The sequence below is a fragment of the Vibrio sp. DW001 genome (assembly GCF_029016285.1).
GTDB lineage: Bacteria > Pseudomonadota > Gammaproteobacteria > Enterobacterales > Vibrionaceae > Vibrio.
Window position 1 is genome coordinate 3,357,009 of the sequence record NZ_CP091975.1, and the last position, 18,237, is coordinate 3,375,245.

The following is an 18,237-nucleotide window of genomic DNA, read 5'->3' on the forward strand; positions in this document are numbered from 1 at the left end:
ACTTTTAATTAGTTAGATCTTAAATTGAGCAATTAGTTGGCTTTGCTCACTGGAGAGTTGATTCAACGACTCACTATTACGAGCGGCTTCTTTCGCATCTTCAGCAATACTCATTGTCATGTCAGATATGTGGACAATATTCTTAGCCACATCCTGTGCAACCGCGGTTTGTTCTTCAGAAGCTGTCGCAATTGAACGGCTCATGTCATTGATGTGCGTTAGGCTAGAGAGCATGTTTTCCAATGAATCGCTCGTTTCATTCGTTTGCTTAACCGATTGCTCAGCGTGGACAAGATTATTCTCTACTATCCCTACGGCTTGGTCGGCTTTTCCTTGCAAGCTGTCAATCATCTCACCAATCTCATTGGCTGATTGTTGTGTTCTTGTTGCCAGAGAACGAACTTCATCAGCTACAACAGCGAAACCTCGTCCGTGTTCACCTGCACGAGCCGCTTCAATAGCAGCATTCAATGCTAATAGGTTGGTCTGTTCAGAAATGGACTGAATAACCGTGAGTATTTCACCTATTTGTTGACTTTGAATTGAGAGCTGGCTGATAACCTGCGTGGCTTCATCTAACGAATCTTGAAGGCGACTAACAAAGCGCAAGTTTTTCTGCATGTTCTCCATGTTCGATTGCGCTTGCAGTGTGACTTCATCGACTTCTCTACTAGTTTCTGATGCGTGTGATGCCACTTCCTTTACCGCATGTTCCATTTCTGTTACCGCTGTCGCGATAGAGTCTGTCTGCTTACTCTGCTCTTCTACTTTATGATTTGTCTTTTGACTCATCGCATGACTTTCATCTGCCACACCACTCACTGTTTCTGCTGATGATTGTATTTGGGAGATCAACCCACTTAATTTGTCACTTAGGCTATTAATATTGTCCGCAATAAGTCCAAGTTCAGACTGATAACTTTCACTTATTTTGTGCGTTAAATCACCACTGGCAAGTTTATCAATCGCTTCCATGATAGAGAATAAAGGCCTCTTAATAGAGCGTACGACAGTAAAGGTAATGATGACAGCCAGTAGCGTTGAAATAGCGGTCAAAATAAGGTTAATCATTAACGAGTCGAACGCCTCCTCTTCAGCATTTTTTAATGCCGACTCAGATAGAGATCGGATATCAGAAATAATTACGACGGATTCCGATAACAAAGCATCCACTTCTTGAGCAATCTGTGCGAGCAGCATCGTACTTTGTTCATTGAGTTCAATGAATATTAGATGCTGTTGCAGTAACCCTTCTGAGTCAACAATATTGTGTTGTAGTAAATCACGATATACTGCCACGATGTCTTCAGATTCAGGCATCGCCTTTATGATACGATCAGCTTTTTCACTAAAGCGCTCTAAATAGGCTGACAATTCACTCTTGAACGCATTTACTTCTTGTTCTTTTACTATAGACAACACTTTCTGCAGATATCCAGCCGCTCCTTTTCCTTGAGTAAGTAAGAATTCAAGATCCCAGGCGACTTGTTGCATTTCATCCGCTTTAGCATCGGAAATTAGATCATTGATATCTTGTTCGAAAAACAACCACTCTTCATCAAATGTATTCAGTTCTTTAGTCGCAACTGCACGAGCAGAAGTTCTCTGATCATGAATATCCAGATGTTGATTTGCACCATTGATAAATACGGTCGCGTTGCCATCGAGATTATTCAGTTTAGTAACAAGTTGTGGATAGTTAGATAATTCAGTTTCTAAAAGTGCGACTGTTTCGCCATAGGATTGCTTCGCGTTACCTAGAGCCAACCTCAGTTCAGTTCTACGCGCTTCTTGTTCACTATTCGCGTGAACCAACATGGAACGGTTTACATCCTGAAGGTGCTGAGTAAGAACATTTGATCGGTCAAGCAGCCCGGTCAACGTAGATGCGGTAAGCTTTAACTGTTTAGACATACTCACTTGAGAAAGATAAGCAGATGTGCTTATCGCAAGGACAAAAAGAGTTACAGTTATGAAGCCCAAAGTAATTCGCTGTATCAATGACAAATGCATTACAAACCTCTACGCGATAGATATCAATAATTAGCTAGTCAGTACTGACTAGTATAGTTATATCGGCACATATAGTTGATAGTTTAGACAAAATAGAAATTAACTTAAAAAGCGTTAAAGTATGGGGAGATTGGAGGTGATAAATGAAATCGAAGGTTGTTGCCAAGTCACACTGTTTATGAACATTTAAAGGCTGCATTTCAAAGATGCAGCCTAATAGTCAAATTCTATTACTCTTCTTCTATGCCATCTTCTACATAATCGACGTCATCACCTTCATAAAAAGTGCCCCATCCATCATAAATAATGTCATATTTTTCAGCAAGACTAATGAGCTTCTCAACTTGTAAATCAATGGCTTCAGCACTGAGTACGGATTCCATAGTAGCATCACAACACAATAGACGATTACCATCTTCATCTTCCGTCTCTTCTGCTTCTAATACTTCAAAGCCCATTTTGAACGCTTCAACAACCGCTTTCTCTAATGTTTCAAAATTTTCAGCAAACAAATGGTGTTCAATATCGTATAGAGCATCAGGATCACTTCCATCTTCCAAAAGAGCGTCGATGATCTGTCTAGTCTCTTCTTTTTGGATATTGATCAACGCTTCAACAGATAGGTATTCATCTTCGTGAGACATGCAGGTACTCCAGGTAGCAAATGAGGTGATTGAGTCGCCGTGAAATATCGCACGGATCGGAACGAAATACCACTAAGAATCACGTGTTCAAGACGATCTTATGTTGATCAAAACATTTTCTTAACAAATAAAACCATATTCAGAACAAAATCGTGTTTGGCCTATTCAATACTCATGAACAAATAATGAGTGGATATCAACTAAAAAATGATTCTTGATGAATTAGCTTTCTGTAGTAAAAAATACAATTTATCTTTTAAAAACAAAGCGTAAGAGTGTAAAAACGATAAAAAAACAGAGCGTGCATCATTGTTGACTAGCATAATCAATCAAAATTCATGGTCATTGATAAAAGAGTAATCTGTTAATTAATTGCAACTTAGTCCAATAAATTGAAGTTTTCGCTAGTTATTTAATAAAAATTTAAAATTATATTCCAATCAAGTAACTTGCAACTTAACCATAAGCTTGTCATAAAGGGGGATAGTCCATATTGTAAGGATACAGAATGAGCAAGTTGTACGTTGGATCTGAGGTAGGCCAGTTACGTCGGGTATTATTAAATCGTCCAGAAAGGGCATTAACCCACCTAACACCATCTAACTGTCAGGAACTTCTTTTTGATGATGTTCTAGCCGTTGAAGCCGCAGGGGAAGAGCATGACATATTTGCTCAAACTTTAAAAAATCAAGATGTTGAAGTTCTATTGTTGCATGACCTTCTTGTTGAAACATTAGCAATAAAAGAGGCAAAAGAATGGTTATTAGTCAATCAAATTTCCGATTTTAGATATGGCCCTACTTTCGCTAGAGATCTTAGAAACTACCTTACGGATATGGACAATGAACATTTAGCCACTATATTACTTGGTGGACTCGCCTATTCTGAATTGCCAATCCAATCTTCCTCTATGCTTCCAAAAATGCATAAACCTATCGATTTTGTCATTGAACCTTTACCTAACCACCTATTTACGCGAGATACTTCTTGTTGGGTTTATGGAGGTGTTTCACTTAATCCAATGATGAAAGCGGCTCGTCAAAGAGAAACCAACCACCTAAGAGCTATCTATCGTTGGCATCCAACGTTCGCGGGTAGTGACTTTATCAACTATTTCGGTGACCAAGACCTCCATTATGACAACGCAAACATTGAAGGTGGTGATGTACTTGTCATCGGTAAAGGTTCTGTCTTAATTGGAATGTCAGAGAGAACAACGCCACAAGGTGTAGAAAACTTAGCGGCGAATCTATTCAAATCTGGTCAGGCGAAGCAAGTTATTGCTCTCAAACTTCCTAAGCACCGCTCCTGCATGCATCTCGATACCGTTATGACTCATATAGATATAGACACCTTCTCTGTATACCCTGAAATCATCAATCAAAGCCTAGAAACTTGGTCATTAACACCTAAGGGTGACAATGATATGAACGCAAAGCAAATGCCGAATTACATTTCTGCTCTCGAATCAGCATTAGAGGTTGACCAACTTAAGCTCATTACAACGGGTGGCGATAACTATGAAGCAGAACGAGAACAGTGGAACGATGCCAACAATGTTCTTACCGTAAAACCTGGTGTTGTTATCGGTTACGAACGTAATGTTTATACCAACGAAAAATATGATAAAGCAGGTATTGAGGTACTGAGTATTCCCGGCAATGAACTAGGAAGAGGGCGCGGAGGAGCTCGTTGTATGAGTTGTCCTATCGAAAGAGACGATATTTAAAGTATAAGCGAGTTACGCGGCCAATTAGATCGCTTTTATAAAAGGCGATCTAGCTCTCATATATAAAAATTTTAACGTCTCTATTTTAAGTTTTAAAATCTGCATAATATTCCTTCACTCCACTAAGTCAAAATAACAGAATTGAAATAATCATTAAAATTATTGCATAATTAGCCGGTTTGTATTTCATAATGCCTGTTAATTCTCTGTCTAATAGCCAAAAATGCCTTTCTGTCTTGCATATTTTTCTCATTCACATCATAAAAATTATAGAATATTAATCTATATTAACGACGAAATAACCCATCTGACATTTTCATCAAAGAAGATCGAATTATTTTCTCAAGATAAATTGTGACTACAAGCATGGATTGATCAGATGCAAGTCTCTAAGATCACCATTAGAAATAACCAAAAGATATTAATATCTAATATTAAATAATGAGTAAAAAAGGCAACATGATGTATTAATTCCCAGTCAAACAATAACGACATTTAAATCTAATACCGAAATTAAATTTGTCACTAAATAATTAAATTTGGTGCGCTATTTTTCATCCTAATGATCATCTAAAACTAGGTGAATAAGGAGATAATAATGACAACACATGCAGTAAACCAACAAGACAAAAAAGGACTCTTTGCTAATTTTAAGTTTCCATCTGCATACACTATTCTTTTCGCTCTGATCGCGATAGTCGCTTTAATGACTTGGATCGTTCCCGCTGGTCAATACGAAAGAACGATGAACGAAGAACTTGGAAGAGAAGTCCCAATTGCAGGAACCTACCAAGCAGTTGAAAGCAATCCTCAAGGTATTGTTGATATATTTCTTGCCCCTATTGATGGTTTCTACGATCACGAATCCTATTCTGCCGCTGCAATAGATGTTTCTTTATTTATTTTAGTTATTGGTGGTTTCTTAGGATTAGTGACCAAAACTGGTGCCATCGACGCTGGTATAGAGCGCGTGATGCATCGACTAGAAGGCCGTGAAGAGTTAATGATACCCATTTTGATGGCGCTTTTTGCAGCAGGAGGTACCATTTATGGCATGGCAGAAGAATCTCTCCCTTTCTATACCTTATTAGTTCCTGTAATGCTTGCTGCACGATTTGATCCGGTCGTTGCCGCGGCTACTGTGCTGCTTGGCGCTGGAATAGGCACACTCGGTTCCACCATTAATCCATTCGCAACGGTCATTGCATCAAACGCTGCCGGTATTCCATTTACAGACGGATTAATACTACGAATGGCTATTTTATTTATTGGTTGGGGTATCTGTGTTGCGTATGTTATGCGATACGCCAAAATGGTGCGTGCCGATAAAACCAAATCCATTGTATACGACAAATATGATGAAAACATCGAACACTTTTTAGGCGATAATTCCGGTGAAGCATTAGAATTCACCACCACTAGAAAAGTGATTCTCACTTTATTTGCTGCTTCGTTTGGCGTTATGATATATGGCGTCGCGGTTGCTGGTTGGTGGATGGCAGAACTGTCTGCAATGTTTCTTGCGGCAACGATTATAATCGGCCTTGTTGCCAAGATGAGTGAAGAGGAACTCACATCTAGCTTCATTGATGGTGCCAGAGATTTACTTGGCGTTGCGCTGATTATAGGCATTGCCCGAGGAATAGTCGTCATCATGGACCGTGGAATGATCACTGATACACTACTTAATTCCGCAGAACATATTGTCACCGGCCTCTCTTCAGTCATGTTTATCAATGTCATGTATTGGTTAGAGGTATTACTCTCATTTTTGGTTCCGTCAACTTCTGGCTTAGCCGTATTAACGATGCCTATAATGGCTCCACTCGCCGACTTTGCAGGCATCAGTAGAGAGCTTGTCGTTACCGCTTATCAATCCGCGTCAGGTGTCGTTAATTTAATTACCCCTACCTCTGCGGTTGTAATGGGCGGTTTGGCGATAGCACGTGTACCCTATGTTCGATGGATTAAGTGGGTTGCTCCATTACTCGTTATATTAACTGCCTTCATCATGATTGCATTAAGTATTGGCGCATTATTATAGTTACTTCTGTTTTTTTACAGGCCGCTATTATATATAGCGGCCTTTTTATTATTTACTATTTATGAATTTTATTTTTTGTGAATATTGTTTCACTTATTCTAACTAATCAACTGGATTTTTTCCTTAAACACCTCTAGACAACCATTTCATCGTTCATAGCAAAAACCCGTCAATTTAATTGACGGGGATCATGTTAATAGAAAAAATAATACAAAAATAACACCTAAAAACAATAAGAATCGAGTAATAAGATGAATTAGATGAATATTATGTACAATCAGGTAAATAAAATAATTAGGCGATATTGAATAAAAATCCGGGAATAATTATTCATACTTTTAAAATCAATGACTTAGCTACATAAAAACGATGGTAATCGCCATAAAATATCATCCGAGGACTTTATACAACATGAATAATAAATCCATATTAGTACAGCTAAAAACTTGTAAAACTGTGTGATTAAGATCCTAGTTAATATAAGTATTAACGGTATTATAAAAACCAACTAGAGATGGAAGTCTATATTAAATATCTGATTGAATTTAATCAGGTCTGATTATAATTCATTATTAAAGAGAGATTGTGTTATGAGTAATTTCTACGTTGGTTCTGAAGTAGGTCAACTACGCCGTGTTTTATTACACCGTCCAGAGCGAGCTCTTAGTCATCTAACCCCATCAAACTGCCATGATTTATTGTTTGATGATGTCTTAGCAGTAGAGCAAGCAGGTAAAGAGCACGATGCATTTTCACAAACACTCCGTAATCAAGGGGTAGAAGTCCTTTTGCTACATGACTTACTAACGGAGACGTTAGCGGTACCTGAAGCTAAAGAATGGTTATTAGATACTCAAATTTCGACGGTTCGATTTGGTCCGCGGTTCGCTAATGACGTCAGATGTTTTCTTGGCGATCAAACTAATAGCGAAATGGCCTCAATACTGCTAGGTGGACTCAGCTATGGTGAGATGCCGCTTCCATCGTCATCTATGGTGTGCGGAATGCACAACGAAAACGACTTTATTATTAAACCATTACCAAACCACCTTTTTACTCGCGACACGTCATGCTGGGTGTATGGGGGAGTATCAATAAATCCAATGGCGAAACGAGCTCGTCAGCGAGAAACCAATCATCTAAGAGCAATTTATCGCTGGCACCCTACTTTTTCAGGTCAAGCGTTCATTAAATACTTTGGTGATGAAGAGAAAAACTACGATTACTCCACTATAGAAGGTGGAGATGTTCTTGTTATTGGCAAAGGCGCTGTATTGATAGGAATGTCGGAAAGAACCACCCCTCAAGGCGTAGAGCAATTGGCCTCTGGTCTATTTAAGCATGGTCAGGCGAAACAAGTTATCGCCATGGAACTACCGAAGCACCGTTCATGCATGCATCTCGATACCGTGATGACTCACATGAGAGAAGATACATTTTCGATTTATCCTGAAGTGATACGTAAAGATATTAAATGTTGGAAACTTACTGGCGATGAAACAGGAACGGTGAATGTTAAGGAAGAGGGCTACTTCGTCACTGCAATTGAAAAAGCATTACAGGTAGATCAACTTAACCTTATTACAACCGGGGGCGACAGTTTTGAAGCAGAGCGTGAGCAATGGAATGACGCCAACAATGTATTAACAGTGAAGCCTGGGGTCGTCATAGGGTACGAGCGCAATGTATACACGAATGAAAAATACGACAAAGCAGGTATTACTGTCTTACCCATTCCTGGAGATGAGTTAGGACGAGGACGCGGAGGCGCCCGTTGTATGAGCTGTCCAGTAGAACGTGACGATATCTAATTAAACGAATGTAAATATGCGGGTGAGATAACCGGCATGGAGATCAAAAATGGATAAGAAAACGGTAATAGTCGCATTAGGTGGCAACGCCTTACTTCGACGTGGTGAACCACTAGAAGCCGAAACTCAACGAGTGAACATCGCTACAGCCGCGAAAACCATCGCAGAAATAGCAAGCGAATATAATGTGGTATTGGTGCATGGTAATGGACCTCAAGTCGGACTATTAGCACTTCAAGGACTAGAGTACAAAAAGGTAAACCCATACCCTCTTGATGTGCTCGGTTCAGAAACCCAAGGAATGATCGGCTATATGTTGATGCAGGAACTTAAAAATTGTCTTCCAAAAACAGACGTAACTTGCATGCTTACGCAAATGACGGTAGATCCTGAAGACCCCGCATTTATCAATCCAACCAAGCCTATTGGCCCAATATATCAAGAAAGCGAAGCGCGTTCATTAGCAGAAAAATACCATTGGACCATTAAACCGGATGGCGACTATTTTCGTCGAGTTGTGCCTAGCCCATTACCGACAGGGATAGTTGAAGTGGATGCAATTTCAGCATTAATAGAACGCAACCACCTTGTCATATGTGCAGGTGGTGGCGGCATTCCTGTAAAATATGAAAACCAAAAGCTGGTGGGAGTCGAGGCGGTGATTGACAAAGACATGTCTGCTGCTTATCTAGCAAAACAATTAGATGCGGACGCGTTACTCATTTTAACCGACACCGACGCTGTATATTTAGATTGGGGTAAGCCCACTCAAGAAGCGATAAGAAAAACAACACCTGACATATTGGCCAAGTATCAATTTGATGATGGTTCGATGGGACCCAAAATTACAGCCTCTTGTGAATTTATCAATTCCGGTGGCAAATTTGTTGGTATTGGCTCATTGCAAGATGGTTTACGTATACTAAAAGGTGACACAGGAACAAATATTATTGCAAAAATATAGAATATATATTCACTTTAACTCCATAATGAGTTACATATAAATAATTGAATCTGGTTATCGTCAAAAATAAAAAGATAGCCCGTTTCCACTCTAACTTTATTTCCACCCAAAGCATTAAGGGGAATCAACATGGCTTTTAACATTCGAAACCGTAACTTTTTGAAACTACTAGACTTCACACCACGTGAAATACAGCATCTTCTAGAGCTTTCGGCTGAACTTAAGAAAGCAAAATATAACGGATACGAACAGCCACGCCTTACTGGTAAAAACATTGCTCTTATTTTTGAAAAAGCGTCAACGCGTACTCGCTGCGCATTTGAAGTTGCCGCATTTGATCAAGGCGCACAAGTCTCCTACATCGGTCCTTCTGGCTCACAAATTGGTCACAAAGAATCAATGAAAGACACGGCTCGTGTATTAGGGCGTATGTACGATGGTATTGAATATCGCGGTTTCGGTCAGGAGATTGTTGAGGTGTTAGGTGCTCACGCTGGTGTTCCCGTTTGGAACGGTTTAACCAATGAGTTTCACCCTACTCAAATTCTTGCTGATTTCTTAACGATGATAGAACATGGACGGGGCAAGCAGCTACACGAAATAACCTTCGCCTACCTTGGTGATGCTCGCAATAACATGGGTAATTCATTGCTTGTTGGTGCGGCAAAAATGGGGATGGATATCAGACTTGTTGCCCCTAAACAATTCTGGCCAGAAGCGTCTTTGGTTGCAACATGTAAAAACATTGCAGAAAAGACTGGTGCAAAAATCACCATGACAGAAAACGTGCAAGAAGGCGTTCAAGGTTGTGACTTCCTGTACACCGATGTTTGGGTATCAATGGGAGAATCTCAGGAAGCTTGGGATGAACGTGTAAAATTGATGACTCCGTATCAAGTTAACATGAGTACCATCAAAGCGACCGGCAACCCTCATGTGAAATTTATGCATTGTCTACCCGCATTCCATAATGATGAAACGACGGTTGGGAAAGAAGTCGCTGAGAAATATGGTATGTCAGGACTAGAGGTGTCAGAGGATGTATTTGAATCTGAACACTCAATCGTATTTGATGAAGCGGAAAATAGATTACACACTATTAAAGCAATAATGGTTGCAACACTAGGTCAGTAACGGTTTAAGATAACCGAGAATTACAGATCAAGTTTTCTGTTATTCTCGGCTTTTTTATTCACTGCACAAGATGACTTATTGAAACCATCATTTTTCACATAAATTACTTAACCGATTGTTTTAAAGATTAAAATGTATGCCTTCATGTGTTCCTCAATCGTAATGTAATGCATTTCATTAAAAGTTGATGTAATCGCTTGCGTTCACAAAAAAGGCGAGTATAATCTCCGGCAATTTGTCTAAACAGAGATAGAAAATGAACCCTGTAGAACTAAAAAATCAGGTGTGCTGCCGACTGGTATCGGCATTATATTCATTTCTTGTTTTTGTTATTTTGTTCAATAAAGCCTCCTTGTTTAAGGGGGCTTTTTTTTGTCTAAATGATTTATACCAACTAAAAAGGGAAGAGCGTCATGGCGAACTCGCTGTTTAAAAAGCACATCATTTCCATCCCAGAATTTCAACGCAATGAGCTTGAATTAATCGTAGAAACCGCTGGTAAACTGAAATCTGAACCCAATCCAGAACTCTTGAAAAATAAAGTCATCGCAAGCTGTTTTTTTGAGCCATCTACTCGTACACGCCTTTCGTTCGAGACCGCTATCCAACGCCTAGGCGGAACCGTCATTGGTTTTGATAATGGTGGTAATACGTCTCTGGCTAAAAAGGGGGAAACACTTGCTGACTCTGTACAGGTTATTTCCTCGTATGTAGATGCCTTTGTCATGCGCCATCCTCAAGAAGGGGCAGCGAGACTCGCTTCTGAATTTTCAAACGGCATACCCGTTATTAATGGTGGAGATGGGGCAAACCAACACCCAACCCAGACTTTGCTTGACCTATTCTCAATATATGAAACTCAGGGCCGACTGGACAACCTCAATGTTGCTCTTGTGGGTGATTTAAAATATGGTCGAACCGTTCACTCATTGACCCAAGCCTTAGCTAAGTTTGAGAATAACCGTTTCTTCTTTATTGCACCTGATGTACTCGCGATGCCTGATTATATATGTGAGGAGCTGGACAACGCTGGTATCCCTTACAGTTTGCATACGGAAATGGATGATGTGATACCTGAGCTAGATATTCTCTATATGACTCGAGTTCAAAAAGAGCGATTTGATGAATCTGAGTACGCCCATATCAAATCTGCATTTATCCTTTCAGCCGAGCAACTTTCTGACGCCCGAGAAAACATGAAAGTACTCCATCCACTACCACGAGTAGATGAAATCGCCAACGATGTAGATAAAACCAAACATGCTTATTATTTTCAACAAGCAGAAAATGGCGTTTACGCACGTGAAGCACTACTCGCACTAGTACTTAATCAAGATCTTTAAGTGAGGAATAACAAATGGTAAACAAGGCACATCTACAAGTAGAAGCAATTAAGAACGGCTCTGTCATTGACCATATTCCTGCTCACGTAGGGATAAAGGTACTTAAGTTATTTAGGATGCATAAGAGTGAACAACGCATCACCATGGGACTTAACCTACCTTCATCAGCATTGGGCGCTAAAGATCTGATCAAAATTGAAAATGTCTACATCACCGAGGATCAAGCCAATCAATTGGCCTTGTATGCTCCCAATGCGACCGTTAACCAAATCGAAAATTATGAAGTTACCAAAAAACTTGCACTCGATTTTCCTGATAAAATTGAAGCGGTATTCTCGTGTCCAAATACAAATTGCATCTCGCATGGAGAGCCTGTTGATAGCAACTTCAGCGTCATCAAAAAAGTCGATGATATCCAGCTAAAATGCAAATATTGTGAAAAAGTATTCTCTCGGGAAATTGTCACTGAGCGAAATTAACATTCTCAATTTAGGCAAATAGCTCACAAATTTTGTGAGCTATTTGTGTTCGATATACAAAAAAAAAGAATAACTAGTAATCTCTCTCTTCCTTCCAATTGCTTCAACTCATTGTTAGCGCTCAGTTAATCTCTTTATGGCTCTTTTACTCTGGATAAATGACTTATAAAAATGAATATAAATACTCAATTGCACTTTAAATAGGCCAATTTACTATATTTTTATTTGGTGATCAGGTTCAACAAAACCGTGTTTCTGCACTGTTAAAATCACCACAATGGGTAAAATTATCATAATGAATACAAATAGATAAGAAAAACCTATTAATTGGCTCTGGGTAACAAACGGATCATTGAACCAGCTTTCAAACACTCTCCAATAATTAAGGCGCAGTTCGTGAACAATCTTACTTATTCTAACGATTTCAAAACAGCTAACGAAGATAGCATTACCGACATATGCAGACGTTTATTGCAACAGCAAAGCTTTAGCACACAAGAAAGTTTAAGGAATGAACTTATCGACCTTGGTTATGACGACGTAAGCCAGTCTACCGTTTCACGTATTTTAACCAAACTTAACGTTGTGAAAATACCCAACGCTTATGGAAAAAAGGTTTATTGCCTCTCCATGGAAAATGAGGGCATTAGAGTAGATTCATCCATTTCGTCTCAGGTTGAGTTCGTTACCCATAACCAGCTTGTCGTTGTAGTGAAGACTCACCCAGGCAGTGCTCAACTCGTTGCGCGCATTATAGATATGCAGCCTCACGAAGAGATATTGGGAACGGTCGGAGGAAATGATACAGTGATGGTCGCACCAAAAGATATAAACCGTATTTCTGAATGCGAAGCGATAGTACGTAAGCGCCTAGGTATGTCTCTATAAAACCGATATTTCATCAATAGATACTTTACCGCTAGTGCATCATCGTTCACAACTGAATGGCTATGCGTGTGGCGCCTAGACAACCGCATTGGGTGAAATAATACATGTCTACATTAAGGATTAAAAATGACTAAAGTACTTCATACTGAACAAGCACCAGCCGCTATTGGCCCTTATGTACAAGGTGTTGATTTGGGTAATATGGTGATGACCTCAGGACAGATTCCTGTCATTCCAGCGACTGGGGACATTATTTCAGATGATATAGCCAAACAGGCTCGTCAATCATTAGAGAACGTTAAAGCCGTGGTCGAGTCTTCAGGATTAAGCGTCTCTAATATTGTTAAAATGACCGTTTTTGTCAAAGATCTCAATGACTTTGGTACAGTTAATGAAATTTATGGTCAGTTTTTTGATGAGCACAACGTTGCAAACTACCCGGCTCGTTCTTGCGTTGAAGTGGCCCGATTACCAAAAGATGTAAAGATTGAAATAGAAGCAATTGCAGTAAGATAAAACGGTTGCTCACTGAGAATTAAATAAGCGCATCTGAAAGGTATCATATGCGCTTTTTATGTGTCGTTAATAACTATTTTTTTGTATTAAGGCGGTCAACTTCGGCGTCCAGATCTTCCAACTTCGCTTTCATCTGCTCACGGACTAAGTTTGCTAGCTCTCGGGTATTTTCTTTAGCGTAACCTTCTGTTTTTATTGGTGGCAACATCTCTACAATAACGTGGCCATTATTCCAACGATTAAACTTTATTTTACCTTGGGTCGAGCTACAAACAATCGGGATAATAGGGACACCAGCACCTATAGCAGCATGAAATGCACCTGTTTTAAATGGCAATAATCCACGTCCTCGTGAACGTGTACCTTCTGGAAACATCCAGACCGATACATCACTCGATTTCATACTATCCACCACCTGATCGATCGTACCTTTCGCTTTCGAACGGTTGAAGCGATCGATCAGAATGTTTCCAGTGATCCAATAAAGTTGACCGAACAGTGGAACCCAAACCAAACTTTTTTTCCCAACTGTCACCACTTTCGGTGTTACTGCTGCGGACACAGTAAATAGATCCCAATTATTTTGGTGATTTGCTACGTACAAGTTTTGGCCTCTTTCATACGCATCTTCTGGAAATCTTAATTCCAACTTAAACCCGAAGATACTGGCCATCTTGCAAAACTTACCACCGATAATGTAAACCAACTTGGGGTTACGTGGTGTAAGCAAGCTATACCCACAACCAAATACAAACATGAATACTGCAAATATTATCACTGCAATAACACGTAATAATGCAACCATTTAACTTCTCCGCGATGGTTAGTTGTACAAAAGAGTTAGAAATCAAAAAGCCGAAATCATCTAGATTTCGGCTTTCAATTAATCTAGTTTATTAGCTAGATTCACTAAACCGTTCTATTTGAGCACCAAGTTTATTCAGCTTGTTCTCTATTTTTTCGTAGCCACGATCAATATGATAAATTCGGTCAACAATTGTCTCGCCTTTCGCAATACACCCTGCGATAACTAAACTTGCAGAAGCACGAAGGTCCGTTGCCATTACTTGAGCAGCACTGAGTTCTTCGACGTCACCACATATAACCGTGTTGCCTTCAACTTCAGCTTTTGCACCCATACGTTGTAATTCAGGTACATGCATAAAACGATTTTCAAAGATAGTTTCAGTGATAACACCACCACCTTTAGCCATCATATTCAATAACGTAAATTGAGCTTGCATATCGGTTGGAAAGCCGGGATGAGGCGCTGTTCTGATCGAAACAGCTTTTAGTTCACGTTCCGTCATATCAAGGCTTATCCAATCTTCACCCGTTTCAATCTTTGCCCCTGCTTCTTCTAACTTAGCTAATACCGCTTCAAGCAGAGACGATTGCGTTTTTTTACACACTATTTTGCCACCAGAAACAGCGGCCGCGACAAGGAATGTTCCTGTTTCTATACGATCAGGTAGTACTGAGTGCTTACCACCACCTAAACGTTCTACGCCTTCAATAGTGATCGTATCGCCACCTGCACCAGAGATTTTCGCGCCGATCGTATTAAGAAATTGGGCGGTATCTTCGATTTCAGGTTCTCGGGCCGCATTATCTAGAACCGTCGTACCTTCGGCTAGTGCAGCCGCACACATAACAGTGATGGTTGCACCAACACTTACCTTGTCCATGACGATATGTGCGCCTTTTAGACGTCCATCTACTTCAGCCTTAACATAGCCTTCATCAAGGGTGATAGTGGCCCCTAATTGTTCTAGGCCATGGATATGTAGATCGACAGGTCGAGCGCCTATTGCACATCCACCAGGAAGAGATACTTGTCCTTTACCAAAACGGGCGACTAAAGGACCTAAAGCCCAAATAGAGGCGCGCATCGTTTTCACTAAATCGTATGGCGCACAATATTCATCTATCGTGCTGCTATCCACATGAACCGAACCATTGCGACTAACTTTTGCACCAAGGCGCTTAAGCAGTTCCATGGTCGTATCAATGTCTTTTAATTTAGGCACATTCGATACTTCAACCGGTTCTTCGGCCAAGATTGCTGCAAATAAAATTGGTAAGGCCGCGTTTTTTGCTCCGCCGATTTCAACGTCACCATTAAGTGGTTGATGGGAACCTGTAACTCTAAACTTTTCCATATAAACCTTATAACGACATCAATTTCTTGTCGCGTTCCCACTCTTCTGGAGTAAACGCTTTAATTGTAACTGCATGAATATCATTTCTCTGAATGTATTCCATCAGAGGAGAGTAAATTAATTGTTGTTTTTTGACTCGACTTAGAGTTTCAAAACACGCGTCAATCGCGATGACTTCAAATTGACTTCCGCTACCTTTTACATGAATCTCTTGAATTTCAAGAGCTTCTTCTAGGATTTTTTTTACGTCTATACTTTCCACGATAGATCCCATCTATTTTTTTATATGATTAACCAACATGGTTTCTATGTTGCTCAATTGGAATAATGTTCGTAACTGCTCCGGCACGAAGCTGAGCATTATATGACAGTTTGAATTTTTTGCATGCTGAATTAAATGAATTAACATAGCCATTCCAGCTGAATCTATTCGGTGAGTCTGTTCAAGAGAGACTTCACATTCAGATTGAGTCGGTGTCCAGCCTTGAATATCCACCCAAACGCTAGGAACAGAGTCTCGAGTAAGTTCACCTGAAAGAGCATAGCCATTGGCGTTTGCTTGCCATTGACACTCACTCATTTTGCCTCTCCTTCAAATCGAATAGGCCTAGCGGACAAAACCATAAGTTCTTGAGAAACAGACGGAATACCTTCCTTTCTTATTTTTGGTCCCCACTCCGACTGCTTACTTGATAATAAGCTCACGCCTTCTGCTACAATATCGAAAGCCAACCACTCTCCGGTCTTTTTATTTTTTCTCAGCTTAAATTCAAGCCTAATATCAGGTCTTGGAGCGTCAACAACATCAACCTTAACACTCGTATTTCTCTTATTTGCGTCGACCGCTTTTTTGGGTTCAAATTGAACGATTTGATCAGAGTATAACGTTAAGACCTGCGCATACGAAGTAACGAGGTATTCACGAAAAGCAACGACGAACTCTTTAACATTTTCTCTATTTTTCTCTTTTTTTAGATGACTACCCAATACCTTTAGCGCTGAGTATCGATAGTCGATATAAGGCATAAGTTCTTCTTCTACGACAACCTTTAGTATCTCAGGGTTTTCTCTAATACTTTCATTTTCCACTTTTAAGCGGTCAAATAAATTCTGAGACACTTCCTTTATCATCTCATAAGGTTGAGTTTTATCGATATCTTGAGCGTAACTATTACCCGAAATAACCGTCATCACAATGACAACTTGAATAATCTGTTTTATCCAACTCATACCCATTACTCCTCGTCAGAACCATTAACGCTGTATAAAACTTGTCCAATGAGATCTTCCAATACCAAAGCCGATTTGGTGTCTTCAATAAAATCGCCATTACCGAGCATTTCAATATCATCATCGACAAAGCCAGGAATAAGTCCGATATATTGCTCACCAATCAAACCAGAGGTCAAAATTTCTGCGCTTGATGTTTCAGGGAACTGTCCATATTGGTCTTCGATAGATAAAGTAACCAGAGGTGTAAACGTCTCTTTATCTAAATCAATAGCACTTACTCTCCCCACCACGACACCACCAATTTTTACTGGTGAACGTACTTTAAGGCTTCCGATATTATCGAAATAAGCTTGTAGATTGTAGGCGTTTCCTGAACTTAACCCGGTGACATTTGCTACTTTAAATATCATGATTAAAACGGCGATTACACCAGCCAATACAAAGGCACCGACCCATAATTCCAATTTACGTGTTTGTTGCATTATCAATTCCCGAACATCAACGCTGTTAAGACAAAATCCAGTCCTAAAACGGCTAAAGAAGAGTGCACTACCGTGCGTGTTGTCGCTTTACTTATACCTTCAGATGTTGGTATCGCATCATAGCCGTTAAATAAAGCAATCCAAGTGATGGTAATTGCAAAAACCATACACTTTATAAAACTGTTACCTACATCTCGTCCCAGTTGAACGGATGATTGTATTGCTGACCAAAAACTACCATGGTCGACACCTTTCCAATCCACACCTACAATTTGACCGCCCCAGATACCAACAGTAATGAAAATCATAGCGAGCAGAGGCATAGAGATCAACCCAGCCCAGAACCTTGGAGCGATGACCCGTTTTAATGGGTCTACTGCCATCATTTCAAGGCTAGAAATTTGCTCTGTTGCCTTCATTAAACCTATTTCAGCCGTAAGTGCTGAACCGGCTCTACCTGCAAACAGTAATGCCGTGACCACTGGCCCTAATTCTCTTAAGAGCGAAAGCGTCACCATCTGCCCCAAACTGCCTTCTGCGCCATAATCAATTAAAACAACAAAACCTTGAAGGCTTAGTACCATACCTATAAACAGACCAGAAACGACAATAATAGCGAGAGATTGGACACCAATACTGTAAAGTTGTTTGATTAATAGTGGAAAATTTTTAATTGGGTGCGGTCGATTAAAAATAGCCCCACTCAACATGATTGTCGCTCGCCCAAAAGACTGACAACGACTTATCGCATTTGCACCCAAACTTTCTAAATAATTCAATAAAGGATTAAGCATT

18 protein-coding genes are annotated in these 18,237 nt (G+C 39.9%); 9 read left to right on the forward strand and 9 right to left on the reverse strand.

Features of this window, described 5'->3' with window-relative positions; translation table 11 throughout:
• Positions 1-12 precede the first annotated feature (12 nt).
• Complete coding sequence (locus L3V77_RS15285) at positions 13-2,013, reverse strand: methyl-accepting chemotaxis protein (RefSeq protein WP_275134903.1); 2,001 nt, start codon at positions 2,011-2,013, stop codon at positions 13-15.
• A gap of 230 nt (positions 2,014-2,243) precedes the next feature.
• Positions 2,244-2,657, reverse strand: coding sequence for a ribonuclease E inhibitor RraB (rraB, locus tag L3V77_RS15290; RefSeq protein WP_275134904.1), 414 nt, complete (start codon positions 2,655-2,657; stop codon positions 2,244-2,246).
• A 508-nt stretch (positions 2,658-3,165) separates the two neighbouring features.
• Between rraB and arcA (L3V77_RS15295) the strand changes: the two genes are divergently transcribed.
• The 9 genes from arcA (L3V77_RS15295) to L3V77_RS15335 all read left to right on the forward strand — a co-directional run bounded on the left by arcA (L3V77_RS15295) (position 3,166) and on the right by L3V77_RS15335 (position 13,565).
• On the forward strand, positions 3,166-4,386 hold the full coding sequence (arcA, locus tag L3V77_RS15295; protein ID WP_275134905.1) for an arginine deiminase: 1,221 nt from the start codon (positions 3,166-3,168) through the stop codon (positions 4,384-4,386).
• Positions 4,387-4,984: 598 nt separating this feature from the next.
• Positions 4,985-6,430 (forward strand): YfcC family protein, encoded by a 1,446-nt coding sequence (locus L3V77_RS15300; RefSeq protein WP_275134906.1) that lies wholly within the window; start codon positions 4,985-4,987, stop codon positions 6,428-6,430.
• Between the two features lie 590 nt (positions 6,431-7,020).
• A complete protein-coding gene (gene arcA / locus L3V77_RS15305; RefSeq protein ID WP_275134907.1) occupies positions 7,021-8,241 on the forward strand; it encodes an arginine deiminase in 1,221 nt (406 codons plus the stop codon).
• A 49-nt stretch (positions 8,242-8,290) separates the two neighbouring features.
• The gene (gene arcC, locus L3V77_RS15310) at positions 8,291-9,205 is read left to right on the forward strand and encodes a carbamate kinase (protein WP_275134909.1); all 915 of its coding nucleotides are present in this window, start codon (positions 8,291-8,293) and stop codon (positions 9,203-9,205) included.
• Positions 9,206-9,334: 129 nt separating this feature from the next.
• Positions 9,335-10,339: an ornithine carbamoyltransferase gene (gene argF / locus L3V77_RS15315; protein WP_275134910.1), complete on the forward strand. Its 1,005-nt coding sequence runs from the start codon at positions 9,335-9,337 to the stop codon at positions 10,337-10,339.
• Positions 10,340-10,752: 413 nt separating this feature from the next.
• Positions 10,753-11,682 (forward strand): aspartate carbamoyltransferase, encoded by a 930-nt coding sequence (gene pyrB / locus L3V77_RS15320; RefSeq protein WP_195704435.1) that lies wholly within the window; start codon positions 10,753-10,755, stop codon positions 11,680-11,682.
• Positions 11,683-11,696: 14 nt separating this feature from the next.
• Positions 11,697-12,161, forward strand: a complete 465-nt coding sequence (pyrI, locus tag L3V77_RS15325) for an aspartate carbamoyltransferase regulatory subunit (protein ID WP_275134912.1) — start codon at positions 11,697-11,699, stop codon at positions 12,159-12,161.
• Positions 12,162-12,557: 396 nt separating this feature from the next.
• A complete protein-coding gene (locus L3V77_RS15330; protein WP_275134913.1) occupies positions 12,558-13,049 on the forward strand; it encodes an arginine repressor in 492 nt (163 codons plus the stop codon).
• A 126-nt stretch (positions 13,050-13,175) separates the two neighbouring features.
• The gene (locus tag L3V77_RS15335) at positions 13,176-13,565 is read left to right on the forward strand and encodes a RidA family protein (RefSeq protein WP_275134914.1); all 390 of its coding nucleotides are present in this window, start codon (positions 13,176-13,178) and stop codon (positions 13,563-13,565) included.
• A gap of 73 nt (positions 13,566-13,638) precedes the next feature.
• On the opposite strand, the gene L3V77_RS15340 is transcribed toward L3V77_RS15335, so the two are convergent.
• The 7 genes from L3V77_RS15340 to mlaE form a co-directional block, all read right to left on the reverse strand.
• Complete coding sequence (locus L3V77_RS15340; RefSeq protein ID WP_275134915.1) at positions 13,639-14,370, reverse strand: 1-acylglycerol-3-phosphate O-acyltransferase; 732 nt, start codon at positions 14,368-14,370, stop codon at positions 13,639-13,641.
• Between the two features lie 91 nt (positions 14,371-14,461).
• Positions 14,462-15,727: a UDP-N-acetylglucosamine 1-carboxyvinyltransferase gene (gene murA / locus L3V77_RS15345; protein ID WP_275134916.1), complete on the reverse strand. Its 1,266-nt coding sequence runs from the start codon at positions 15,725-15,727 to the stop codon at positions 14,462-14,464.
• Between the two features lie 7 nt (positions 15,728-15,734).
• The gene (ibaG, locus tag L3V77_RS15350) at positions 15,735-15,989 is read right to left on the reverse strand and encodes a BolA family iron metabolism protein IbaG (protein ID WP_195704440.1); all 255 of its coding nucleotides are present in this window, start codon (positions 15,987-15,989) and stop codon (positions 15,735-15,737) included.
• A 12-nt stretch (positions 15,990-16,001) separates the two neighbouring features.
• Positions 16,002-16,307, reverse strand: a complete 306-nt coding sequence (locus tag L3V77_RS15355; protein WP_275134917.1) for a lipid asymmetry maintenance protein MlaB — start codon at positions 16,305-16,307, stop codon at positions 16,002-16,004.
• Positions 16,304-16,957, reverse strand: a complete 654-nt coding sequence (locus L3V77_RS15360) for an ABC transporter substrate-binding protein (RefSeq protein ID WP_275134918.1) — start codon at positions 16,955-16,957, stop codon at positions 16,304-16,306. The genes L3V77_RS15355 and L3V77_RS15360 overlap by 4 nt, the downstream gene beginning before the upstream one ends.
• A 5-nt stretch (positions 16,958-16,962) precedes the next feature.
• Positions 16,963-17,442: an outer membrane lipid asymmetry maintenance protein MlaD gene (gene mlaD / locus L3V77_RS15365; RefSeq protein ID WP_275134919.1), complete on the reverse strand. Its 480-nt coding sequence runs from the start codon at positions 17,440-17,442 to the stop codon at positions 16,963-16,965.
• Between the two features lie 2 nt (positions 17,443-17,444).
• Positions 17,445-18,236 carry a lipid asymmetry maintenance ABC transporter permease subunit MlaE gene (mlaE, locus tag L3V77_RS15370; RefSeq protein ID WP_275134920.1) on the reverse strand — a complete coding sequence of 264 codons (792 nt, stop codon included), beginning with the start codon at positions 18,234-18,236 and terminating at the stop codon, positions 17,445-17,447.
• Position 18,237 lies beyond the last annotated feature (1 nt).